Here is a 24,068-nt window from a genome sequence, read left to right as displayed (position 1 = left end):
CCCGCAAGGTGATGCGGGTATTTCCCTTGACATGGCCTGCATCACTCTGTAGTTCCTCGCGCTCTGTTGCCGGTAAAGGCACGTCAGAATTGAATGAGGCAAGAAGTCGATGAAAGTCAAAAGTTCACTCAAATCACTCAAAAGCCGTCACCGCGATTGTCGTGTTGTGCGCCGTAAAGGCCGTGTCTACGTCATTAACAAGACGCAACGACGCTTCAAGGCGCGCCAGGGCTAATTACGTGAAGCCGATTTTGCGTTTATCATGACGCAATCGCTATTTGAAAACAGACGCATGTATCTTTAGAGAGGATATATGCGTTTTTTTCTGCTTATAACTGCCCTCATTTCCCTGTTTCTCGCGCCCACGGCGTTTGCAGATCAGAATGATCCTGGTCTCGATGCTCTGTTTCAGGAGTTGAGGGATGGAACAGCCCTTGATGCCGAGGAGACTAGCCAGCGAATCCTGGAAATCTGGTCGACAGCACCAAGCCCCACGGTGACACTTCTTTATAGCCGCGCTTATGAAGCTGCCATGGCTAATGACATGGATGTGGCGCGTGAGTTGACCTCCCATGTTACGGGTCTTGCGCCGAATTTTGCTCAAGGATGGGTTTTGCAAGCCACGGTTTATCTCAATCTCGAACAATATGAGCTGGCGTATGACGGCTACAGGAAAGCGCTGGAGCTTGAGCCGAGGCACTTTATTGCCACGACTGACCTCGCTGATATTTTGAAGGCGAATGGCGAAGATCGCGCTGCGTTTGATCTTTATCAGGAAGCTCTGAAATGGAATCCCCATTATGCGCACGCGCGTCGGCAGGCGGCTGAATTGCGCGAATCGCTCTCCGGCTCTGAAATCTGATGAAAGACATTGTGGCGGCGATATCACAGTCTCACGGCCTCGTGAGGCTGCTGTTTCGTAATCTGTGATAGCTTTCTGACCTGTCATCAGGAGACTTATCATGCGCCATGCTGTCGCTATTATTGCCTTATCATTCCTTGCCGCCTGTTCCGGTGAGACGGCTGATACAACGAAAACCGCTTCCGCAGAGCCAGCCAGCAGCTCCGCTGGCCAAGAGGATGCAAAGGTTATCGCTGTCCTGATGTATGCCGACTGGTGCGGCAGCTGTAAGGTTCTGGATCCTAAAATACAATCCGTACGGAATATGAACGCCATTGATGGCATAGAGTTCACCCGGCTTGATTACACGGCCAGAGACGCAGAGGTTCTTTTTCTGCAGGCAGATGCCGCGGGGATCGGGAATACGGTGCGGTCTCGTTTTGCAGATGAAGTCAAAACAGGCCTTTTGCTTCTAGTCGATGCGGATTCGGGCGAGATCCTCAGCGAGATCAACAAGTCCATGACTGAAGTTGATATTATCGCAGTAATGACAGCAGCCGTTGAAAAAGTATAAGCTGACGCTTAAAATCCAGTGTCAGCAGATTGAAGCGCTATTCATATCTCAGCGCTTCAATCGGGTTTAATTGCGCTGCCTGTCGGGCAGGGAAGAACCCGAAAACGACCCCAACAGTTAGAGATGTGGCGATAGCAATCACAACTAATGATGGCTCGATGAGCACTTCCCAGTCTGCCATGCTCGTGACAGCCCAGGCACCGCCCAGCCCCAATGCGAGCCCGATAATTCCCCCGATTGTACACAGAACTACCGCTTCAATCAGAAACTGCGTCATGATATCGCCGCGTCTGGCACCGATCGCCATACGCAACCCAATTTCTCTTGTGCGTTCTGTCACTGACACCAGCATGATATTCATGATGCCGATCCCGCCGACGATCAGGGAAATGCCGGCCGCTGCTGCCAGAAGATAGCTGAAAGTCTGCGATGTTTCGTTACGTGCCTGAACGAAACTTGCAAAACTCAAGACGCGGAAGTTGTCGCTCTGGCCTGGTTTGATCTCTCGTTCGTACCTAAGAACTTCTTCGAGATCAGACTGTGCTATCTCGATATCCGCGTCTTTCCGGAAAAGGATGTACATGCTGTCGATGCGGTCCGGCACTGGTCGCCAGTTGCCGGCAAGCCTGTCACGCACAGTCTTCAATGGCGCAAGTATAACATCGTCCGAGTCACGACCACGAAAGGACTCGCCTGTTGCTTCCATCACGCCGATCACCTCGAAAGGCACGTTGTTGATCCTGATGGATGCTCCAACAGCAGAAATTTCTCCAAACACTTCCCGCTGTATCGTTGAGCCGATCACGGCATATCGTTTGCCGGAAGCGACATCCTCTGGTGTAAAAAAGTCACCATCCGCAACGTCGTGATTCCGGACCAGTGGATAGGTTGCGTTGACACCGCGTGCCGTTGTTGCCCAGTCCGTGTCGGCACTCACAAGCGTGACTTGTGAGGAAATATCGCCCGTCACACCCACAACATCGGGCAACTGTTCCGCAACGCTGTTCATGATGCGCTCGGAGAAGGGCATGTACCTGCCGGTACTCTGGCCCCGGCTTGACCGGGTGCTTGGGAATACAGTCAACATTGAAGAGCCGAGGCGTTCTATCTGTTCCTCCACGGATTGCCTCGCGCCGTTTCCTATGGCGACCATGACAATCACCGAAGCAATGCCGATAATAATACCAAGCGCAGTCAGCAGGCTGCGCATACCGTTTAGGCGCAATGCCTGCAACGCCGTCAAAAAAGCGTTTCCAAAACTCATGCAGCAATCTCCCGTCGCTCATCTGCGACAATTTTGCCATCGCGCAAACGCAGAATACGCCGCGTCTGATCGGCAACTTCCTGTTCGTGTGTGACAATAATGACTGTAACACCCTGCTGATTGAGCTCGGCGAAGAGTGTCATGATTTCTTCTGAAGTCTGACTGTCCAGCGCACCGGTAGGTTCATCAGCCAGAATGAGGTCAGGATCGTTGACGAGCGCGCGTGCAATCGCGACTCTTTGCTGCTGGCCTCCTGAGAGCTGGGAAGGGTGATGATCCATACGCTCGCCCAATCCCACACGCTTCAGGGCGATGGCAGCTTTCTCGCGCGCATCATCGTCGCTGCTGCCGGCTCGATAGAGCAGGGGCAGTTTTGCGTTGTCGAGGGCGGTGGTACGTCGCAGCAGGTTGAATTGCTGAAATACAAAGCCGATCGTCCGATTGCGCAATACGGCCAGTTCATCTGGTGTCATGTGCGCAATATCTTCGCCGGCTATTTTCAGGGACCCACTCGTTGGCACATCAAGTGCACCAATCATGTTCATCAGCGTGGATTTGCCGGAGCCGGATGGCCCCATGATTGAGACAAACTCTCCTCGAGCTATATGGAAATCAACTCCATCAAGGGCACGTACTTCCTGCATACCAAGGGCATAGATTTTCGTCAGGGCGGCACATTCAATGACAGGCTGCATCGGTTTAACCGCGTCCCTGACGCTGTATCACAACACTGCCGTCGTCTAAATCTTCAGACACCACTTCCGTGTGCGTAGCATCTGCTATCCCAAGCCGAACAGGCACAGCGGCAGGCTTGCCAGACGGATCAAGTGTCCAGAGCGTGCCACGTGTGTATTGTTGACGTTCATTTTGCAAAGCCTGATAGTTTTCCCATTGATCTTCATCCAGTACAGAGCGGAAAATCTTGGCCATTGCCTCCCGTGGGTTACCGCCGCCAGGGGCACCGCCCTCACCACGGTTTGCAAAAAGGCTGCGCATCCTGTCGCTGATTTCCTTGCTCTGTTGATCTGTTAAATTTAACTGCGCCTGTAATTCTGCCATCCTGTCGCCGCCGCCTCGTGCGCCGGACTGCCCGCGCGTATCTGCCGCTTCGGCATTATCCGGTTTGAACCGCAGCACACTGTTTGCAACACGCAGGACATCCTCTCGCTGCCCGGTAATAATCTCGACACTCGCGGTCATGCCGGGGTAAAGAATTTTCTGGGGATTGTCTACATTAACAATTACCGTATACGAAATAATATTGGACTCTTCCTTTGGTGCCAGCCGCACCTGACGCACAACACCAGTGAACTCCCGGTCAGGATAGGCATCGACTGAAAAAGTGACATCGTTACCTTCCTTGACGGAGCCAATATCAGCTTCATTCACGTCAGCTTCGATCTGAATTTTCGACAAGTCCTGAGCGATCTCGAACAGAACTGGTGCCTGCAGGCTGGCAGCAACCGTTTGTCCCACGTCCACATTGCGCAGGATGACCACGCCGTTGATGGGCGCGCGTATATCTGTACGCTGTAAATCAACTTGTGACTGTCGCAAGGAAGCTTCGCGCTGTGAGACCAGGGCAAGAGCGTTATCAACCTGTGCCTCTGCTGACTGATACTCTGCGACCGCTGCGTCAAACTGTGCCTGCGCTGCGTCAACCTCGATTTCCGAGATTGCATCAAATTCGAGCAACGGCTCAAACCGGGCAAGGTCACTGCGTCTCTGAGTGAGGTTAGCTTGCGCGCGACGCTGATTTGCTCTGGCAACTGCCAGCCCGGCGCGGGATATTTTCAGTTGAGCTTCTGCTTCTTCCACGCGGGATCGAAACGTGTCGGGATCAATTCGGGCGAGCAGGTCGCCCTGACTGACTTCTGTATTGAAATCCGCCAGCACCTCAATTAGCTGGCCTGAAAGCTGCGAGCCAACTTCCACACGCACCAGCGGCTGCACAGTGCCCGATGTAGAAACAGAGCGTTTGATGCTGCCACGGTCGAGGGCCACAGTAATGTAATCTGGTTCGCTTGCCGTTGTCTGTGAGGGGGACGCCAGAGTAAAATAGGCAAAAACAATCGCAGCTAGTGTGGCCGCTCCCCAGAACAGTCGTGATTTGAAAATAGTACCCATAGCCCTGTCTTTACCTTACTGGTCGTAATCTTATTGTAAAACGGTTCAGAACTGGATACCTGTCCGGCATTATGGTTAATTTCCCGTCACAACAATCATTGATTTAGGTCGATAATGGCAAACAAACCAGCTTTCTCACTCATAGAAATCGAGCCGGGACGCAGGATACATTACCTGCTCGAAGGGCCGGAAGAAGCATCTGTCGTGTTATATGATGCAGGCTCCTTTGGCATTTATGCAGATGGCTGGTGGATTAAGGAAGCATTGAAAAAAGATTTTCGGGTCTGCTTGTATGATCGTGTGGGAATGGGGGCAAGTGACCCTGCGCCAGACGGGATCGTTCCGTCACCTGAATACCATGTCAGTGATATGCGCCGACTGATGGCAGCATTGAAGATCAAGGATCCGTTCATGCTTATAGGGCATTCCATGGCGGGGTTGCGTCTTCATACATACGCCAATCTTTATCCTGAGAACCTGTCCGGCCTGATACTGATTGACGCAGTCTCGCCCCGGCGCCTGAAAGACGTCACGGGCGGCTTTTTCGGTCCTTTCGGGCAGATGCTGAGAGTTGGCGCCTATGGGGCCAGACTCGGCCTGGCAGAACCGCTTTCGCGGGTCTTTGCCCCCAATAATTTCAGGCTCGACGGGCAATTGCGCGAAGACAAGGTTTGGGGATATGGTGCAGCCAGTCACCATGCGGCATCACGCGATGAAGTGCTTGGGGTAGACCCCAATGCGCCGTATCTGCATGGCAACGGCATCGAGAATTTGCCCCTGGCAATCCTGACAGCGACCATTATCAACAGCATGACGGAACAGGATGCGAAAACGGCGGAAGAAAATACCGGCTATGGCTGGTATGGCAATTTCCCGAAGGAAGACCACGTCAGCATTCTGATCGGTGACAATGCAACCATCATTGCGGACAGGGTGCGTGAGATTCACCACCATGTCAGTCATGTCAGAGCAGCCTGACAGTCTGTTGTCAGATCAATTCTTCCAGAGCTCGACTTTCGTACCATCTGGCAAGATCATGGTTGGGGCTTTCGCCTCTAAAGTTGCACTCAAGATGCCTGTTTTCCCTTCCAGGAATACGGGCATATAAGTGAAATTCTTTGAAGCAACACTCTCAGGCATCGGAGCAAGGTAAACGAAACCATCTCCGTCAAATTCATCTTCCAGATTTTTTTGATTGTACCCGGCAACCTTGTTCATGAAGACACGACACTTGTAAGTGAAGCCGCTATATCGCTTGCTCCCGCGCCGACTCAAATTGGCCGTGCCGGCTGGTTCCATCCGCATATCAAAGCGTCGTCTGCCATCATACACGGCCACATTGCGCGTGCAGGGTTCCTGGCCTTCCGGCACCTCTATAAACCCTAATTGAGCAAGGGCGGCGAGGGGGTCAACAGTCTGTAGTCCTATATCCGGCATCACAGGATGAACGAGTTCCGTGTAGGGATCAGTCCAGTAACGGAATCGCGCGCCGGGCGCAGGCCGCGTCAATTCGATCAGTTTGGTGTCATCACCCTCGCGTTCGTCGCGTTCATAAAAAAGGGCGGTCATTTCCGAACCATCCAGAAGGCCGTAGGAAATGACATCCTGTTCAGTCTGGTCCAGCCAGCGCACGACACCATCGGTCTGGACTTTGTATGTCATCCGATATGTCGTGTCTGTCAGATCTGCTGTGATGAATACACGGCCAATATCGAGGCCAAGTGCCTTGCCCTTGTACGTGACTGAGAGTTTTTTGGCGCCTTCGGTACTAATGCGCGGCGGATAAGGGTCACGGGTGTCAAACTGATCAACAGAAAACGCTGCCTGCCATTCATCAGAGCCCGGCGCGAGCGAGCCAGGCTCAACATAGGTATCTATTGTATATGGACCTTGCGTAGCTGCCATCATGGCAGAGGCAGCAGCCACAACACCTGTCATTGACAGGATTGCAACAACACTGGTTGTAACTGCCAGACAGGCACGCTTTGGGGAAATAAACACCAGAATCACACTCCGTACTTGTTAACTAAGTCTCTTACGAGCCAGGGTTCTTTACAACTTATCATTTTGACACTCAGCGGTGTTATTTCCGGCAGGAATAAGGCCGGTCATCACATTTCAGAGGGCAGAGGCAGACAGGGCAGTGACCATGAAAATGCCGCTATACGGCCTTGACGCCCTTTGATGCACCCCTTATGAGACGCGGCTCTGTGGAAATTATAGCGTTATCACGCACCGACTTAAATTGAAGGATGACAGCAATGTCCCGTGTTTGTGAATTTACTGGCAAGCGCCCTATGGCAGGCAACAACGTGTCCCACGCGCATAACAAGACACGGCGTATCTTCCGCCCTAATCTTTGTAATGTGACGCTGATGAGCGACGCGCTCGGCCGCTCATACAAGTTTCGGATTTCTGCTCATGCTCTGCGATCTGTGGACCATGTTGGCGGGCTTGACGCTTTCCTGGGCAAAGCCAAGGAACAGGACTTGTCTCCTGCAGCGCTCAAGGTGAAGCGGGAACTGGCCAGAGCTTCTTAACGCCTTTGCCTTAATAGTGGTCGTGTCCCGTCGAATCCAGTCAGGCACGGTTGCAATGGATATGGCAGAAGAAGATCCGGTTATTCATGAAAACCTGAGAATGCAGGATGAAACGGCTGCGCAGAAATTGCGCAAGCGTTTCGACAGATTGACCTATCTTGCGCTTCTTGTTCTGCGATTATCATTTATCCTTCTGCCTATATTTTTGCTTTCCCTCATCTGCCTGGACCTGCCGTTCCGAACGTTTGACAGATTTGTCGGCATGTCTTCCGACCTTGCGATCAGTAACTGGTTTAGTCGAGGGGACGCGATCATGGCCCTCTCGATCTTTTACCTGATGCTGGTTACACGGTCTTATGGCAGCATCTTTACAGGGCGGTTGCTGACCTTGTGCTGGCTTATGACGGCGGGATTCGTCGGTGCCATGATTATTTTCCTCGCTCCGCAGCTTGTGCCAGGCGACCTGCCGTCCACCCGCTTTGTGATTGGCTTTCTGTCGAGCTGGTATGTTGGTCAACTCGTCGCCATCTACGTTTATGACTATACGCGGGGGGGCAACTGGTGGCGAGCGCCGTTTTATGGCGGCGTCTTTGGCTTTGCTGTACAGAGCGCAATTTATTTCCCGGTCATTTATGGTGAAGCAGGAACGCTCTGGATCAGCTGGATGATCATAGATACCGCAATGAAATGCGTGTTCTGCCTTGCTTTTCTGCCAGCATATTCAGCGATGCGGCGTCTGTTCAGACCGTATCTGGGGCAAATCAGCGCACTCGAAACGTGAACGGAAGCGTGGTTATCTGTCCGTTACTTCCCAGCTCATCAGAACTGTGCGTTGGGCAATATTGAAATTATCATCTGACATCAGATACATCATCAACCTGCCATCCTCTGTCCTGCGCAAATCCATTGCTTCGAGGTTATCAATACCATGCAGCATATTCAGGCGGGCTATTTCTTCACCTTTCAGGACTGTCCCTGGCTTGATGTCTTCCAGCGCCAGGCGCGTTACGCGACAGCGTACCCCTGTTGCGCGTGAGAAGAAGCGCTCAAGAATATAGACATCCCCTGTCTGGCGATCCTGAGCAATATCCGTGACCGAGAAACCTTCTGCAGGTTGATAGGCCAGAGGAGCCCAGTCGTCTCCGCCCTCATACCAGATGGCCGGGGGGGAAACCCAACCAGGCACAGCCCCATCCTGTACAAGACCACTCTCTTGGTCTGTCCAGGCGTTGGGTAGTGCCGGGGACTCGGCCAGTGTGAGCACCCGGCTGTCTTTCAGCAGGACAACACTCTCAAGAGCACCATTGGACTCAAGTCCCCTGACGATCTCATTGTGGAGAAGGCGCTGCCGGTATCGAAAGCGATCAGATCTGTCGGGCAGGTAATGGTCAACCCGGTGATAGCGCTCGAAACTGAGAATGACACCACCATCGGGCGTCAGTTCCAGACCTTCAGCATCACCAGCTGCACCACTGAGGATCTCGCCATTGTAACGCTCCAGCGTTGCCATACGCACCTGCCTCAGGTCGGTGATCGCCCCGAAAGCGTCGAATACAGGTACCGCACTCAGCCATTGTGCGCGGTCGGAAATAGCCAGAAAATGCTCATCTGTCGTAGATATGCGTAATCCGGAAAATCCGCCGAAACGCCGATCAGGTGAGGTGAGGACAAGATTGCCGCGATATTTCAGCTGGCCAATCTGAAAAGGGGCAACAGGCTGATTGTCGCTATCTTCCGTGGTGCCGGCCTGAATCGCTTTCACGTCTACAGGCCGCCAGGCACCAACCGGCAGGTTTTCCGGATTTCGCAAGGCCGGTGAATCGGTATTGTGTCCGATCCAGGCAGAAGCGATCAGCGGCATAGCCACAAAAAAGCTCAGGGCAGCAAGAAGAGCAGGGGACAACATTCAGGCAATTTCCTTATGCCGACCTTTTCAGACCGCCAAAACGACCAGGATCATCTTCAAAAAGCTCGGCCAGTTTGTCGACCATGGCGCCGCCGAGCTGCTCTGCATCTGCGATAGTCAGGGCACGTGAATAGAACCTGGTCACGTCATGACCGATGCCGATAGCCAGTAGCTCGACTGGAGATGCGCGCTCTATCCAGCCAATAACTTCGCGCAAATGCTTTTCAAGATAGGCGCCCCCATTGGTGGATGAGGTCGTGTCGTCAACAGGCGCCCCATCTGAAATAACCATCAGAATGCGTCTGGCTTCCGGCCTGCCAAGAAGGCGCTCATGCGCCCAAAGCAGCGCTTCGCCATCAATATTTTCTTTCAACAACCCTTCTTTCAACATCAGACCCAGGTTGGTCCGTACCCGGCGCCATGGCGCATCGGCTGATTTGTAGACGATATGTCGCAGGTCATTGAGCCTACCAGGCCGTTCCGGTCTTCCTTCCTGTGCCCATTTTTCTCGTGCCTGGCCGCCTTTCCAGGCGCGTGTCGTAAAGCCGAGTATTTCAACTTTCACCGCACAGCGCTCAAGAGTGCGGGCCAGAATATCTGCGCAGATCGCGGCAATGGAAATTGGCCTGCCGCGCATGGAGCCTGAATTGTCAATCAGCAGCGTGACGGTTGTATCCCGAAAATCCTGATCCAGTTCCTGCTTGAAAGACAATGGCTGAGTAGGGTCAGCGATGACGCGCGCAAGGCGGGCCGCATCCAGAACACCTTCATCCAGATCAAACTGCCAGGCACGGTTCTGCTGCGCCATCAACTTGCGTTGAAGTTTGTTTGCCAGTCTGGAAACAACTGTGTGCAGACTGTCAAGCTGCTGATCCAGAAGCCGTCTGAGGCGTGCCAGTTCTTCCGGGTCGCATAATTCATCAGCCAGGCCAATTTCGTCGAAGTCGCGCGTGAATATCTTGTAGTCTGCAGCAGGGTCACCATCCCATTTCGGGCGCACGACCATGCCCTGCATTTCCTCTGCAGAGTCATCACTCAGGTCGGTATCACTTTCCTCGAAATCCCCCAGGTCTGCATCACCTTCCGGGGTGTCGCCTGTTTCCGGCGTGTGGTTGTCCGGTGCGTCCTCTCCGCTTTCGCCATCATCTTCGGGCTCATCCTCTTCCGTATCCTCCGGTGGCTCCTGGTCTTCCTCCTCTGACCTCGACTCATCATCCTGATCTTCGCCAGTTTCATCTGCGAGGCCAAGGTCGGCAATAATTGTCTGGGCTAGTTGCGCAAAAAGTGCCTGATCGTCGCAGGCTTGCGCATCTTCCAGCATGTCCAGGGATTTGCCCGCCTGCTGTTCAATTTCTGTTCGCCATTGAGCGACAATAGCTGCTGCTGACGGGGGCACTGACCGGCCGGTCATCCGTTCGCGGGCAATTAAAGCTACGGCTTCTGCCAAAGGCATATCCTCACGGCTTTCCAACCGTGCATACCCGCGCTCATGCGCCGTCTTTTCAAGGTGGGAATCGATGTTGTCCCCAACACCCTGCAATGCGTTGCTGCCGACGGCTTCAACCCGGGCTTCTTCGAGGGCCCTGAAAAGGGCGCGTCCATCCGTGTTGACTGGCTCCAGACGTGAATGAGTCGTCTCGTCATGATGGGCCAGACGCAGGGCGGCAATGTCAGCCTGCCCACGCGCTATCGCAGCCGCTTCCGGTGACAGTTTTCGCGCGGGAAGCGGAATACGTGCTTTATTGCCATTGACCACTGGCCGGTCGCCACCAAAGCCGACTTCGGATTCAGGATCAGCAGACAGGGCTCGTGTTGTCTGTGTCAGGGCACGTTTGAACGCTTCTTTGGGTGTTTCGCCATTACTCATGGCACCTGTTTAGAGCCTGTTTGCACTGCCGCAAAGCCTTGAGATGCTGCTCGCCTGCTATTCCTGAGCATGTTATCATCGGGACGGGTTGGGGTTTCGGGGCGCGGATATGCCAGAAGTACTATATTATTTTCTTGCGGCAGCCATTGTGTATGCCCTGATACTCTGGCTGATCTGGTCCTATCAGCGATCCATCCTGTTTCGCCCCTGGAAGTTCCTTATTGATCCTCGCCTTTGCGCTGTTGATGGTGTGGATCTGGTTGATCTTCATCCGTCTGATGAAGAAAAGCTCTATGCATGGCACCGAGCCCCAAAGGTGGCGGGCGCCCCTGTGATCGTCTACTTTGATGGAAATCGAGGCAATATTTCCATCTGGAACCGCCGTTGGCGCCGCATAGCCGCTGCCGGGGCGGGCTTTATCGCTGTTTCCTATCGGGGCTATGGAGGCTCGACGCAGCAGCCCAGCGAACAGGGACTGCACGAAGATGCACATTTCGCATGGCAATGGGCGTTGCAATACTATCCTGAAAGTCAGTTGGCCATTCACGGTTTCTCTTTGGGGACAGGCGTTGCGGCCAAACTCGGCAGTATCGTGAAAACCTCCCCGGTAATTCTGGAGGCGCCTTACACATCAACTGTGGGGCGCGCCCGCGAGATGATGCCTGTTCTGCCCGTAAGCTGGCTCATGCGTGATACATTTCGCAATCGTGATTGGGTTGGGAACATTGAGGCACCACTGCTGATTGCGCATGGTGATCGTGACAGAATTGTTCCCATACGGCACGGGAAGAAGCTTTATCGCCTCGCGAGGCAGCCGAAAAAATTCGTGAAATTCAAAGGCAGTAATCACCTGACCATGCCATCGAATGGCTTGTATCCGGTAATCTGGGATTTTCTCGACTATGTGCCGCCCGGCGAATATGCTGAGCGTGCGTATGCCGAAGAACAAGAGTGGACAGCCGAGGGCTGGGTGCAGCCGCTGGCTGCGGCATTGCCTGAAAGTGCTGTTGCATCAGAGAAAAATCTTTTTACAGAGCAAAAAAATGAAGTTGGTGTCATGCGCAGGCGTGCACGCCCCTTGCACCGGCGCTTTATCCCCTGATATTATGTATGCTCAGGCGGGCTTTCCACCTGATCCATTGGATTTTTTATGACAGAAACACCGAAAATTGGCCTTGTGCTGGGCTCTGGCGCAGCGCGGGGTTGGGTACACAAAGGCGCCCTTATTGCACTTGATGAAATGGGCATCAGACCAGATGTCATCACAGGTTGTTCAGCAGGCGCGCTGGTCGCAAGTGCGCGGCTGTTGGGTATCCTTCCGGCATTTGAAAAATGGGCACGCGAACTTGGCCCGCTTGGCGCCCTGAAGGATTTCGCGTTTGGTTTTGGCAAAGCCGGAATATTTGATCCAGGCCGTGCCTTCGAGAGCTTTCGCGAGTATGATAGAAATATCGAGGATCTGCCGATCCCGTTTGGTATGACTGCGACCGATCTGGTTTCAGGGGAGGAAGTCCGGCTGACATCTGGCTCCGTACTTGATGCGGCGCGCGCCTCTAGTTCAATTCCAATGCTTTTTCATGCGGCCAAAATGCCGACAGAAAATGGTAGTCGCTGGCTTGTTGACGGGGCATTGACCAATCCTGTGCCCGTTGATCTGGCGCTGGAGCTTGGTGCAACGAAAACCATTGCGATTGACCTGCAGGCACATAGCCGCACCCTGGAGCGTTTTGTCGGTCCCCGTACGCGCGATCTGGTGGTTGTGGAAGAGCCAGAAGTGCCCGCACATAATGTTATTCCCCATCAAGCCATGGAATTGATCCACCGCACACAAATCTTTGTCGAAAGGCAGATGGCGCTTGCCAAGTCTCGCATGGATGCAGAGCCGCATTTCATGGAAACCGTCATTGCGACCTCTGACATTTATCAGACACATCTTGCCCGCGCAAAACTGGCTCTCTGTCCCCCGGATGTGCTGATCGCGCCGGACACGCGTGACTTCCCGCCGACTGCATTCGATCAGCCAGACGAGATGACAGCCCTTGGTTATGAAGCTGCGATGAATCTGAAAGACCGGATTGTGGCTTTGAAGCCCGAGGAATAGGGACTTCAGTGATGAAACGCTGTTGATTACAGCAAGGGCTTATTTCTTGCGGCCCCGCTTGATTGTGCCGGAAAAGTTCATGCATGGCCGACCATCGGACGTGATCAGCCCGCGCACAAAGATGAGTGAGCCGCCCGCGCGCAACACTTCGCCGCGTGTTTCCACATATTCGCCAACCTTCGGCCCATCCAGAAATTCTGAGGTGAAAGCCACGGTCAGCCCATAGGCATCATCTTTCATATGTTCATGGGCAATGCCGAACAGGCTGAAATCAGCAAAAGCCATCAGGCAACCACCATGCATGACGCCGCCAGAATTCATATGCCTGTGCTCGGCACGAAAGGCGCAGACCGGGCCTTTTTCATCAATGCGAAAATGAAGCGGTCCCATCACATCATGCTCAAACGGTTCAGATGGCCATGTCATCCAGCCCTTGAACTCACCGCTTTCGATTGTTGCCGGTTTTATCATCCTTATACGCTCCTGATATACTTTTGCATCTCCTAAGCAGCTTGGCCCCGAACCGGCAAGGGCAGGGCGCAGCAGCTTCCACCTGAACTTGCTCTCGCCCCTTTCCCCAAATGCGAAAAGCCCCTATACCGCGCCGCTTGAAGGAGAATTTCAAGCGTTATGACCGAATTACACACTTATCGCAGCCATACCTGCGCAGATTTGAGAAAAGATCATGTTGGCCAGACAGTGCGTCTTTGTGGCTGGGCCCATCGGGTGCGAGACCATGGCGGGGTACTTTTCATTGACCTGCGCGACCATTATGGCGTGACGCAAGTGCTTGCGGATCCTGATTCACCAGCCTTCAAGGCCGTTGAAGCCGTGCGCGGCGAATGGTGCATTCGCATTGAGGGAGACGTAAAAGCGCGCGATGCCGGTTTGGTCAACGAGAACATCCCGACTGGCGAGATTGAGGTCTTTATTCGGAAACTGGACGTACTGGGGGAGGCTGAAGAATTGCCGCTGCCGGTTTTTGGCGAGCCGGAATACCCGGAAGATATTCGCATGACGTATCGCTATCTCGATCTGCGACGCGAGACACTGCACAAGAATATCCTTTTGCGCTCAAAAGTTGTCCGTGAGATTCGCAACCATATGGAAGAAGTGGGGTTTACGGACTATCAGACGCCGATCCTGACAGCGTCTTCACCGGAAGGGGCCAGGGACTTTCTCGTCCCGTCGCGTCTGCATCCGGGCAAGTTCTATGCGCTGCCGCAGGCACCGCAGATTTTCAAGCAGCTCATCATGGTTTCCGGTTTTGACCGCTATTACCAGATTGCCCCCTGCTTCCGCGACGAAGATGCTCGTGCAGACCGTTCTGCCGGTGACTTCTATCAGCTCGACCTTGAAATGAGCTTTGTTGAGCAGCAGGACGTGTTCGATGCTGTCGGGCCGGTTATACGCGATACGTTCGAAAAGTTCGCTGATGGCAAACCGGTTTCAACATATCCCTTCCGGGAAATTCCGTATGCCGAGTCAATGCTGAAATACGGAACGGATAAGCCGGATTTGCGTAACACGTTGGAAATGCAGGTTGTCACAGAACACTTCAAAGGGTCTGGCTTCAAGATCTTTGCGAAGATCGCAGAGGAACCATCTAACGAGATACGTGCGATCCCGGCACCAACCGGGGGCAGCCGCGCTTTCTGTGACAGGATGAACTCATGGGCACAGCGTGAAGGTCTGCCCGGTATGGGCTATATTATGTTCGATGATGGTGACGGAAAAGGGCCACTGGCCAAGAATATCGGTCCCGAACGCACTCGAGCGATTGGTGAACAACTTGGCCTTAAAGCCGGAGACGCTGCTTTCTTCCTGGCGGGCAAGCCAAAAGAATTCGAAGCGGTGGCGGGCCGGGCGCGCGATGTTGTCGCTGACGAACTTGGCCTTGCCAACAAGGACTCTTACGAGTTTGCCTGGATCGTCGATTTCCCGATGTATGAGTGGGATGAAGAGAACAAGAAAGTTGAGTTTGGACACAACCCGTTTTCCATGCCCCAAGGTGGCCTGGATACATTGAACGCGGCCGGCACTGACGACGAAATACTTGCAATCAAGGCGCATCAGTATGACCTGGTCTGTAATGGCTATGAACTGGGCTCCGGTGGCATCCGTAACCATAAGCAGGACGTGATGGTTAAAGCCTTCGCATTGGCGGGCTATGGCGAAGATGTTGTACAGGAAAAATTTGGTGGTATGCTGAATGCTTTCAAATTCGGTGCACCGCCTCATGGTGGCGTGGCATTCGGAGTAGACCGGATCGTCATGTTACTGGCGGGAACAGAGAATATCCGTGAGGTAACCATGTTCCCCTTAAACCAGCAGGGCGAGGACCTGTTGCTTGGTGCGCCGCGGGAGGCTGATGAGAAGCAGCTGAAAGAGCTGCACCTGCGCACAGTCAAGCCGATTGAGGAAAAAAAGGACTGAAATGTCCAGCGGGCCTGAATATAGTGAAATCCGGATACGTGAAGGGTGGGGTCGCGCCCATTCTGCGGCCATAATAGACCTTCATCGCCGTGGTTATGTTGATCAGGATAGCAAATTTCACAATCATTTCTCAGACTTCGTTGCCGTTTCGATTGACAAGTCTCGACTTGATGAACCGGACAAGGGGCGCATATGGTTTGCAGAGCGTGACGGTAAAGATGTTGGTTGCGTGGCCATCATAGATCGTGATGCGTGCTGTCAGTTTCGATGGTTTGTGGTTGTACCGGAAGTGCGCGGCCTGGGTGTCGGTAAGCAGTTGTTCCAATCAGCGATCGAATACGCCCGCATGGGCAACTGGTCAGAAGTTTACCTGGAAACAGTCGATGGCCTTGAGGCTTCGGCTGATTTTTATCGCCGCGAAGGCTTCGTTGAGACGGCCCGGGACGAAATTGATCTTTGGTACGGCAAGGGCGAACACCTCACCATGACCCTCAAACTGGTCTGATCGTTCTGAACTTGAGTTAGCTTGGGGCTTTTCCTGATCAGACAACAGTCGTAGTATTGCATTGCAACAAAGGAGGTGATGCATGACAGAGTTCGTCCAGTCCGAAACCCTGAGCAGGGTCAAACCATCTCCTACTCTTGCTGTTTCACAAAAGGCACGTGAGCTAAAAGACCGGGGTGTCGATGTCATCGGTCTGGGAGCAGGTGAGCCGGATTTCGATACGCCCGATCACATCAAGGAAGCCGCGATTGAGGCAATCCGCCGCGGCGAAACCAAATATACCGCGGCTGATGGCATACCCGAGTTAAAGCAGGCGATCGTTGACAAGTTACGACGGGATAATGGCCTCAGCTATGATACGAACCAGATATCTGTCACTACAGGTGGCAAATACACGATCTTTGCAGCGCTGATGGCAAGCGTGAACCCGGGTGATGAAGTGATCATCCCGGCGCCTTACTGGGTCTCTTATCCTGACATGGTGAAGATGGCTGGAGGTACACCTGTACCACTGGAAGCGCGGGCCGAGGATGGTTTCCGCATAACACCTGAAGCGCTCGATGCCGCCATCACCCCCAAGACGAAGTGGCTCATCTTCAATTCTCCATCAAACCCCAGCGGGGCTGCCTATGACGCGGCGCAACTGAAAGCGCTAACAGATGTGTTGATGAAGCATCCACAGGTCTTTGTGCTGACAGATGATATGTATGAGCATATTGTTTATGATGATTTTGAGTTTGTAACGCCTGCGCAGATAGAACCAGAATTATATGGGCGCACTTTGACGATGAACGGGGTATCGAAAGCCTATGCGATGACTGGCTGGCGGATTGGCTATGCGGCAGGGCCCGTGCCGCTTATCAATGCCATGCGCAAGGTCATTTCCCAGTCGACATCAAATCCGTGTTCCGTGAGTCAATGGGCTTCTGTTGCAGCTCTTAATGGGGATCACAGCTTCCTGCAGCAGAGGAATGACGCCTTCAAGGCGCGCCGTGACATGGTTGTCCGGATGCTGAACGAGGCGGATGGTCTTGAGTGTCTAACGCCGGATGGTGCGTTCTACGTTTATCCGTCATGCGCCGGGTGCATCGGTAAAATCAGCAAGAGCGGAACCATCCTGAACACGGATGAGGATTTTGCCTCAGCCCTGCTGGAAGAGGAAGCCGTGGCCGTGGTCTTTGGCGCCGCTTTCGGTCTCTCGCCCTTTTTCCGGATTTCCTATGCAACAGATATGGAAAGTCTGAAAGAAGCCTGCATACGGATTCAGCGGTTCTGTTCAGGTCTTTCCTGATTATTCAAATCTGTTCCGGTCTCTGAACGTCACAATCTGCAACTTATCCTCGCCCACATGGTCAGCGATAGTCCTGTCTAGTGATATCTGGTTGAATCGGGACCATTCGCTGGCGTGCATAACGCTCATGATTTCGGGCATTGCCTGGCCCATCACCAGTGAATAGGCAAGCGCAATAAAGGAAACGGACAACAGGCTACAGAGGCCAAGCAGCAATGGCAGTGTTGCGCCAGCAATCCCGGACCATATAGCCCCGGCGGTGCACAGAACCAGAAACAGGGAGCAGGCGATGATGCCGCCGACACCGTAAAGCGTCGTGTTTCTCCTGATCTGATATATCTTGTTGCGGACCAGTTGCTCACACAACAAGAGGCGCGTGGCAAACCAGTTATAGGCAAGTGTCCAGATGCCGGCCTCTTCTCTCAGTTCATCAGCCTGTGTCATGCGTTTATTGCGCTCTACATTCAGAGCACGGCGCTTGGAGACCAGAAAATTCTGGTTCACACGGGAAAATTTGCTGGTGATATAATTATCAAGTCCCAACAGGTTGCGTTGCTGTGTGACCTTGTAAGGCCAATGATAGAGCACCAATAAAATGACCAGACCAATGCCATAGATACCGGTTGCTATCAGGCCAGTGAGTATAAGGCTGGCTTGTTCCGGGCTTGCGCCAAGCTGTTCGAACCGTGGCGCTGTTATCTGCCACCAGGGCAAACCAAGCGACAGGCTTGCTGTCAGGCAAAGGGCGAAGATCAATGGTGTGTAATAGAGAAAAAGCCTTCTGGAATTATCATTCAGAACACGTCTGAATTGAGTCATTATTCGAATGAAGCGCGCATCCGTCGATTCGTGCGGCAGGCCCATGGCGGTGTGGAGATACTCTTGCTCCACTTCTTCATAGAAAAAGTCGCCGCGTGGAAAAAGCGAGAAATTGTAGGCGTAGAAACGCTCGGCATGGGCTACTTCAAAACGAGCTTCATCAAGACTCATGTCGGGCGCGGTGCGTTCCTGAAGGCGTGGACGCTCAAGTTGTCGAAACAGCAGAGACTCAAGGCCTGCAGGTTTGGTGCGTACGGGTTCCTCACTGGCGGTAGATTCTGCTTCCCGGAACTGATCATCATGCGTGCTGGCGAGATAATTACCGGACGAGTTACGCAATGTCCTGCTGGTGCTTTTGCCGATCAGCTTCAAGAACATCATTCGCAAGAAGCGGAATGGCCATAAAAGTAATCTGATGGGTGATAATAAAATCCGTACCAGCAATGCGCCCATAATTTCTCCTCTTTTGTTATGTTACATATTGGTAATGGGCGTTCACAATTCAAGGAGTGTCACAAAAACTTATCATCGAAAAAATAGATGTGTCGCGTGATGATTATCTGTTTGAGAAAACCCTCACGCAATCCTATCTCGGTCTCATAGCAACCAAGGAGCCGTTCTATGACAATCGATATTGGCATCAGTGAAGAAAACCGCATCGCGGTGGCCGAGGCACTGAAAAAAACCCTTGCGGATACATATGCCGTCTACATGAAAACCCATGGTTATCACTGGAATGTACAGGGTCCTGACTTTCGTACACTTCACCTGATGTTTGAAGAGCAATACACTGAAATGTGGCAAGCGCTCGATGAACTGGCTGAGCGCATACGTGCGCTTGGTGTCTTTGCACCCGGCTCCGGGCGTGAGTTGGCTGAACTCACAGCAATTGAGGAGACCAATGACCGTGTGCCAGAGGCACGACAGATGGTTGTAAATCTGTTGAAAGATCAGGAAACGCTCATTCGCCGTGCACGGGAGGCTATGGAAGTGGCTGATGATGCTGACGATGATGCATCGGAAGATCTGTTGACGCAGCGTATCCAGATCCACGAAAAGACGGCATGGATGCTGCGAAGCTATCTGGCTTGAGCGCTCATAATACGAACTAGAACCAGTCTTTCAGATATTGTGCGATTGAACCCGGTTGGCGCTTGGCCGGCCGGGATCCCCGCCGCAAAAATCTGCCAGAGTTTTCAGGGGCGTCATGTGTCTCAGAGAAAACTTTTTCCTGCGACGGCTCAATACGACAATAAGGTGCCTTGTCGCTGCTGGTGAAAGAAACAGCTCTGTCTTTCGTAGGCCTTTTCAGCGAAACGCCTTTCTCCGAGTCGTGACGTGCATCATGCTCCTTGGGGTCAAACGGCCAGGTGATGCCAAATTCATCCCGGTACACATCATCATCAAATGAGCTATAGCTGCCATTGGTGCTTGAGAGGTCAAAACTGGTCTGCTCGGACATACGGAAACCATAATACCCCCGCAGCCACCAGTCTTGCGGGTAGCCGGTGATGGCCTGTTTGCGATCAAGGGGGCGGGTAATCAGACATCTCAGATTGTCAATGAACAACGTGTCTCCGCGCTCCAGCACGATGGGGGTTGCTTTCCTGCCAGCTCTTTCAATGGCTTCATAAAGCACAGCAAATGACTGGCTTGTGTCGGATTCTGCATCATCCTGAATTTCCGGCCAGGCAATGAAGTTCGGGTCCCAGCGCAAGGCCCAGTCATGAACATGCTCTTCATCGTGCAGAACATCTTCTATGTCAGCATTACTTGCGCGGGAGAGGGCAAGATCACGCAGGATAGGCTGAGGCTCAATCCCCGTTTCTGAAGTGGTCAGCAATGTCTTGCGGCTGTATTTGCCGAACATTTTTACATTGATATCAGCCAGCTTGGAGATGATCGCTTCATATCTGTCCTGACGTATCTCAAGGGAGGCTTCATCCTCGCCTTGTGCATCTTCGTAGAAGTCACGGATGACACCTTGGAATTCGTTCATCACATCTTTCACGGGCAGTACGAAAAGCGGCAACCCGCTCGGGTTCTCGATACAGGAGATGGCGCGAAGTGTAGCTGTCTCGCCAACGGATTTTTTACGTCCGTTATCAGGCCAGCGATAATGCGGGGCGGATGTGCGGAACCTGTTATGAAGATCAATCTCGTCAAAAAGGGCTGTGATCTGTCTGTTGCGCTCGGTCTTGTACTCACGCACCCAGCGATCACCAGCTGGCACCTCGTCGCGCAGCTCCGTATTCATGATGTGATAGGCCAGTGCAATCTTGATGGCATTTCGCAACGCACGGGAGCGGAGAAAATAGATTTTGCGTTCTTCATTGCGGGGAGAAAAAAACCAGTATTTCGCATACTCGGTCCACGGCTTTATTTCTGTAAAGCGCTCAATCAACAGATAGGGTTTGTCGTTGGCGGCAGTCAGTGTTTCCAGTTTCTCACGCAACTCCGGGGGGAACAGGTCTTTCGGATTCTGCTTGTAGAGCTGCTCGTAAATACGGGTTGCTTGCTCGGGTCGTGTCCGCATCCAGTTGCTGACCGCATCAAGCACGGCGGTTTTTTTCTGCCTGTTCTGGCCAAACTTGCGCGTGGTAATGATCCAGCGTCCGACCCATTCCAGTATATTGTCTGACATGGCCTGTAACGGGCGCCAGATAATAAAGAAAAAGACCGGCAATGTCACAACACCGCTGATCATCAGATGCGCGGATTCTGTGGTGAAGCGTTCAGGCACACCCGACATGAACGGCATACCGAGAATCTGGCCTATGCCGTACCATATGCCACCGAACAGGCTGACGAGCCCGGTTATCATGACAAATCCGGTAACAGCATTTTCGGCAGAATTGATGAGGTTGACGAAATTGTCGTCGATCGACACCAGACGATCAAAGATGCGTTGGGAGACCGCGTTCAGGCGTTTGCGGTCCTTGTGCTTGAACTGAAAATCGTAATCCCCACTCATGATGCGTCCATGATACTCCCCAACAAAAGGCTTATAACACGTTTGTTGCCGGGAGATACAGGGGGCAAGGCTGTGATAGCCTGAATAACCTCTGACACCGGGGGCTTGCGAGGCAGCGTGGCATGTGGTCCTTTCCTCACCAATGAGCAGGAGGGAAATCATGAAGATTGTCAAAAAAATCGGGAGTATGCTGTGCGCGCTGGGTTTTGTCGGGGCGGCGCAGGCAGAGAATATCACGGTTATTCATGCCGGGCAGTTGCTGGATGAGCCAGGAAAGCCTCCAAAAGAAGCGCACTCTATTATCATTCGAGATGGACTTATTGATCAGGTTCTGCCCACTGCCTCATTCAGTGAACAGTCTCTGGGAGTTGCCGATGGTGACATACTTGAAATCCACAACCTTGAAGACAAATTTGTCCTGCCTGGCCTTATTGATGGTCATGTCCACCTGACCAGTGAGTTAAACCCGCAGGGCCGGTTGCAGACTGTACAGATGTCTGACGCTGATCGCGCCATGATGGGCGCGCTCCACGCGAAACGGACACTCATGGCCGGTTTCACCACAGTGCGTGATGTCGGCGCGGGGACCGGTGACGCGATCTTTGCATTGCGCGATGCAACGGCCAATGGCTGGGTGTCAGGCCCGCGCATATTTGCCTCAGGCGCGACGATTTCTGTCACGGGCGGTCATGGGGATGGTACCCAGGGCTATCGGGATGACATTGCTCATATGTTCAAGGCGTCAGGCAATTCCGGCACCTGCGATGGGGTGGAAAGCTGTCGCCGTGCTGTTCGAGAACAGGTGCGTCGCGGGGCAGACCATATCAAACTCACTGCCACTGGCGGGGTACTCAGCAATACCGCTGCTGGCACAGAGGTGCAGTTTTTTGAAGATGAACTGAAAGCCATCATGGATACTGCCCACTCCATGGGGCGAAAAGTCACAGCCCACGCCCATGGCAAGAATGGCATTGATGCGGCGCTTGAAGCCGGGGTCGATTCTATTGAGCATGGTACCTATCTTGATCCGGAAAGTGTGCGTCTTTTCCGCCGTTCCGGCGCTTATCTTGTGCCAACATTATTGGCCGGGCAGACAGTCGTTGAAATAGCCGAAAGCCCGAATTCCTTCCTGACGCCACCACAGCGCAAGAAATCTCTACAGGTCGGGCCGCAAATGATCGAGATGGCCCGCACCGCCCATGATGGTGGTGTGAAGATTGCTTTTGGTACGGATAGTGGCGTTTCCAGGCATGGAGACAACGCACGAGAATTCGAACTGCTGGTCAAAGCGGGCATGACACCGGCAGAAGCCGTTTATTCGGCAACGGTAGCCGGGGCGGACAATCTCGGCATGTCGGACAGCCTTGGCACATTGCGGCCCGGTAAACTAGGAGATTTGATCGCGGTTGACGGAAATCCGCTTCAGGACATTTCAGTCCTGCTGGATGTCGAGTTCGTGATGAAAGAAGGCGTGCTGTACAAGGAATAAAACCGGAAACGTACACCCGGCCTAATAGTCAGCGATTACGGTAGGTAGCCCTGAAGCCTTCAGGTTCTCAATGATCCGGTCCAGATGTGGCCGGTCATTTGTCTCCACGGAGATGTCCAGATAAGTCGCTTTTGCAGGCAGATCATTGAAGATGCGATGATAGGAGACATCAATCACATTACCACCGCCGGACGCAATCATGTCCGCCACCTTGGTCAACTGGCCCGGCACGTCCAGAAGTTCGATCCGCAAACGCGCCACGCGGCCCTGCCGCGCCAGATCGCGCATCAGGATTGAGGACAGCAGGCGGGTATCAATATTGCCGCCGCACAGCACGGTTCCAACGCGCTTACCCTGAAATCGGCCAGGGTTTGCCAGAACAGCGGCAAGGCCAACCGCGCCTGCGCCCTCTGACAACGTCTTCTGTACCGTGAGATAAAGACTGAGCGCCCGCTCAAGGGCCCGTTCATCGACAGTCAGAAAATCGTCCACATACTCAGCGATCACCCGCCGTGTGATTTTCCCCGGCTCGCGCACGGCGATACCTTCTGCCAGTGTGTTGCCACCAATGGGCGCGTTTTGCCCCTGAATTGCATTCAGCATGGACGGATACAGCGCCGCCTGCACGCCGATAATCTCGATTGACGGTTTCAGCCGGCGCGCGGCCACTGCCATCCCTGAAAGAAGGCCACCGCCACCGATGGGCACAATCAGTACATCCAGTTCCGGCTGCTCCTCCAGCATTTCAATGGCCACGGTTCCCTGACCTGCCATCACCAGAGGGTCATCAAACGGATGCACATAGACGCTACCGTCCTCGTCACATTTGCGGTGGGCAAAGCCATCAGCCGTGTCGAAATCCTCCCCATGCAGGATGACATCTGCACCAAGTTGCTCTGTCTGCTGAACTTTGACGTAAGGCGTGTGCTGGGGCATCACGATGGTCGCCTTAATGCCTAACAGGCTTGCATGGCGTGCGAGGCCCTGCGCGTGGTTACCCGCAGATGCAGCAATGACGCCGCGGGCGCGCTCCTGTGATGTCAAATGGAGCAGGCGGGCGAGGGCGCCTCGTTCCTTGAAGGCACCAGTATATTGCATGTTTTCGTATTTCACGAAAAGGTCACAGCCTGAGAGCAGGCTCAGTTTTTCTGCTTTGAGGCAGGGCGTGCGGGCCACATTCGACCACGCGGCATCCTTCCGGTTCAAAATGGCTGCAAGCGTGTCTTCTTCAACATCCGGAAGAGATGGCAAGGCGCCCTGTTCGGCAGAATTGACCAATTTTGCTGTCATTTTTGACCTGATCTATAATTTCAGAAACTGTTCTCATCATGAAA

The 24,068-nt window shown here is 53.3% G+C and carries 23 protein-coding genes; 13 read left to right on the top strand and 10 right to left on the bottom strand.

Annotated elements, in window-relative coordinates:
- Positions 1-109 precede the first annotated feature (109 nt).
- From ykgO to RAL90_RS08940, 3 genes are all read left to right on the top strand, one after another.
- Positions 110-235 carry a type B 50S ribosomal protein L36 gene (gene ykgO, locus RAL90_RS08950; RefSeq protein WP_306249753.1) on the top strand — a complete coding sequence of 42 codons (126 nt, stop codon included), beginning with the start codon at positions 110-112 and terminating at the stop codon, positions 233-235.
- 78 nt (positions 236-313) lie between these two features.
- Positions 314-862: a hypothetical protein gene (locus RAL90_RS08945; RefSeq protein ID WP_306249751.1), complete on the top strand. Its 549-nt coding sequence runs from the start codon at positions 314-316 to the stop codon at positions 860-862.
- A 100-nt stretch (positions 863-962) separates the two neighbouring features.
- Complete coding sequence (locus tag RAL90_RS08940) at positions 963-1,415, top strand: thioredoxin domain-containing protein (RefSeq protein WP_306249750.1); 453 nt, start codon at positions 963-965, stop codon at positions 1,413-1,415.
- Between the two features lie 37 nt (positions 1,416-1,452).
- On the opposite strand, the gene RAL90_RS08935 is transcribed toward RAL90_RS08940, so the two are convergent.
- From RAL90_RS08935 to RAL90_RS08925, 3 genes are read right to left on the bottom strand one after another with little or no spacing between them, the layout of a single operon-like run.
- Positions 1,453-2,679 (bottom strand): ABC transporter permease, encoded by a 1,227-nt coding sequence (locus RAL90_RS08935; RefSeq protein WP_306249748.1) that lies wholly within the window; start codon positions 2,677-2,679, stop codon positions 1,453-1,455.
- Positions 2,676-3,374 (bottom strand): ABC transporter ATP-binding protein, encoded by a 699-nt coding sequence (locus RAL90_RS08930; protein ID WP_306249746.1) that lies wholly within the window; start codon positions 3,372-3,374, stop codon positions 2,676-2,678. Before RAL90_RS08930 ends, RAL90_RS08935 begins: the two co-directional genes overlap by 4 nt.
- A gap of 4 nt (positions 3,375-3,378) precedes the next feature.
- The gene (locus RAL90_RS08925) at positions 3,379-4,806 is read right to left on the bottom strand and encodes an efflux RND transporter periplasmic adaptor subunit (RefSeq protein WP_306249745.1); all 1,428 of its coding nucleotides are present in this window, start codon (positions 4,804-4,806) and stop codon (positions 3,379-3,381) included.
- A gap of 114 nt (positions 4,807-4,920) precedes the next feature.
- Here RAL90_RS08925 and RAL90_RS08920 point away from each other — a divergent pair, with 114 nt between their 5' ends.
- Complete coding sequence (locus RAL90_RS08920; protein ID WP_306249743.1) at positions 4,921-5,784, top strand: alpha/beta fold hydrolase; 864 nt, start codon at positions 4,921-4,923, stop codon at positions 5,782-5,784.
- 15 nt (positions 5,785-5,799) lie between these two features.
- Here the strand turns inward: RAL90_RS08920 and RAL90_RS08915 are convergent, their stop codons facing one another.
- A complete protein-coding gene (locus RAL90_RS08915) occupies positions 5,800-6,807 on the bottom strand; it encodes a DUF3108 domain-containing protein (RefSeq protein ID WP_306249742.1) in 1,008 nt (335 codons plus the stop codon).
- A gap of 260 nt (positions 6,808-7,067) precedes the next feature.
- Between RAL90_RS08915 and rpmB the strand changes: the two genes are divergently transcribed.
- Positions 7,068-7,346 (top strand): 50S ribosomal protein L28, encoded by a 279-nt coding sequence (rpmB, locus tag RAL90_RS08910; RefSeq protein WP_306249740.1) that lies wholly within the window; start codon positions 7,068-7,070, stop codon positions 7,344-7,346.
- A gap of 55 nt (positions 7,347-7,401) precedes the next feature.
- Positions 7,402-8,127 (top strand): hypothetical protein, encoded by a 726-nt coding sequence (locus RAL90_RS08905; protein ID WP_306249738.1) that lies wholly within the window; start codon positions 7,402-7,404, stop codon positions 8,125-8,127.
- A gap of 12 nt (positions 8,128-8,139) precedes the next feature.
- On the opposite strand, the gene RAL90_RS08900 is transcribed toward RAL90_RS08905, so the two are convergent.
- Together RAL90_RS08900 and cobT are read right to left on the bottom strand one after the other, a co-directional pair.
- A complete protein-coding gene (locus RAL90_RS08900) occupies positions 8,140-9,252 on the bottom strand; it encodes an esterase-like activity of phytase family protein (RefSeq protein ID WP_306249736.1) in 1,113 nt (370 codons plus the stop codon).
- A gap of 13 nt (positions 9,253-9,265) precedes the next feature.
- Positions 9,266-11,119 carry a cobaltochelatase subunit CobT gene (cobT, locus tag RAL90_RS08895; RefSeq protein WP_306249733.1) on the bottom strand — a complete coding sequence of 618 codons (1,854 nt, stop codon included), beginning with the start codon at positions 11,117-11,119 and terminating at the stop codon, positions 9,266-9,268.
- Between the two features lie 109 nt (positions 11,120-11,228).
- On the opposite strand from cobT, the gene RAL90_RS08890 reads away from it, so the two are divergent.
- Positions 11,229-12,221, top strand: a complete 993-nt coding sequence (locus RAL90_RS08890) for an alpha/beta hydrolase (RefSeq protein WP_306249731.1) — start codon at positions 11,229-11,231, stop codon at positions 12,219-12,221.
- Between the two features lie 48 nt (positions 12,222-12,269).
- Complete coding sequence (locus RAL90_RS08885) at positions 12,270-13,220, top strand: patatin-like phospholipase family protein (protein ID WP_306249729.1); 951 nt, start codon at positions 12,270-12,272, stop codon at positions 13,218-13,220.
- A gap of 39 nt (positions 13,221-13,259) precedes the next feature.
- On the opposite strand, the gene RAL90_RS08880 is transcribed toward RAL90_RS08885, so the two are convergent.
- Positions 13,260-13,691 carry a PaaI family thioesterase gene (locus RAL90_RS08880; RefSeq protein ID WP_306249727.1) on the bottom strand — a complete coding sequence of 144 codons (432 nt, stop codon included), beginning with the start codon at positions 13,689-13,691 and terminating at the stop codon, positions 13,260-13,262.
- A gap of 159 nt (positions 13,692-13,850) precedes the next feature.
- Between RAL90_RS08880 and aspS the strand changes: the two genes are divergently transcribed.
- The 3 genes from aspS to RAL90_RS08865 all read left to right on the top strand — a co-directional run bounded on the left by aspS (position 13,851) and on the right by RAL90_RS08865 (position 17,452).
- Positions 13,851-15,656, top strand: a complete 1,806-nt coding sequence (gene aspS / locus RAL90_RS08875) for an aspartate--tRNA ligase (protein ID WP_306249725.1) — start codon at positions 13,851-13,853, stop codon at positions 15,654-15,656.
- A gap of 1 nt (position 15,657) precedes the next feature.
- Positions 15,658-16,161, top strand: a complete 504-nt coding sequence (locus RAL90_RS08870; protein ID WP_306249723.1) for a GNAT family N-acetyltransferase — start codon at positions 15,658-15,660, stop codon at positions 16,159-16,161.
- Between the two features lie 82 nt (positions 16,162-16,243).
- The gene (locus RAL90_RS08865; protein ID WP_306249722.1) at positions 16,244-17,452 is read left to right on the top strand and encodes a pyridoxal phosphate-dependent aminotransferase; all 1,209 of its coding nucleotides are present in this window, start codon (positions 16,244-16,246) and stop codon (positions 17,450-17,452) included.
- Here RAL90_RS08865 and RAL90_RS08860 read toward each other — a convergent pair whose 3' ends face one another.
- Entirely contained in the window at positions 17,453-18,652 is a 1,200-nt protein-coding gene (locus RAL90_RS08860) for a hypothetical protein (protein WP_306249720.1), read from the bottom strand. It abuts the gene before it with no gap.
- Between the two features lie 240 nt (positions 18,653-18,892).
- On the opposite strand from RAL90_RS08860, the gene RAL90_RS08855 reads away from it, so the two are divergent.
- Positions 18,893-19,363 carry a Dps family protein gene (locus tag RAL90_RS08855; protein ID WP_306249716.1) on the top strand — a complete coding sequence of 157 codons (471 nt, stop codon included), beginning with the start codon at positions 18,893-18,895 and terminating at the stop codon, positions 19,361-19,363.
- A 16-nt stretch (positions 19,364-19,379) separates the two neighbouring features.
- Here RAL90_RS08855 and RAL90_RS08850 read toward each other — a convergent pair whose 3' ends face one another.
- Positions 19,380-21,245 carry a hypothetical protein gene (locus RAL90_RS08850; protein ID WP_306249715.1) on the bottom strand — a complete coding sequence of 622 codons (1,866 nt, stop codon included), beginning with the start codon at positions 21,243-21,245 and terminating at the stop codon, positions 19,380-19,382.
- 160 nt (positions 21,246-21,405) lie between these two features.
- Here RAL90_RS08850 and RAL90_RS08845 point away from each other — a divergent pair, with 160 nt between their 5' ends.
- Positions 21,406-22,734, top strand: coding sequence for an amidohydrolase family protein (locus RAL90_RS08845; protein ID WP_306249713.1), 1,329 nt, complete (start codon positions 21,406-21,408; stop codon positions 22,732-22,734).
- 21 nt (positions 22,735-22,755) lie between these two features.
- Here RAL90_RS08845 and RAL90_RS08840 read toward each other — a convergent pair whose 3' ends face one another.
- Positions 22,756-24,024 (bottom strand): threonine ammonia-lyase, encoded by a 1,269-nt coding sequence (locus tag RAL90_RS08840; protein WP_306249711.1) that lies wholly within the window; start codon positions 24,022-24,024, stop codon positions 22,756-22,758.
- Between the last annotated feature and the right edge of the window lie 44 nt (positions 24,025-24,068).

The sequence above is a fragment of the Parvularcula sp. IMCC14364 genome, from assembly GCF_030758415.1.
GTDB lineage: Bacteria > Pseudomonadota > Alphaproteobacteria > Caulobacterales > Parvularculaceae > Aquisalinus.
The sequence above is the reverse complement of the archived record's forward strand: the minus strand, read 5'-3'. Positions and strand labels throughout refer to the sequence as shown.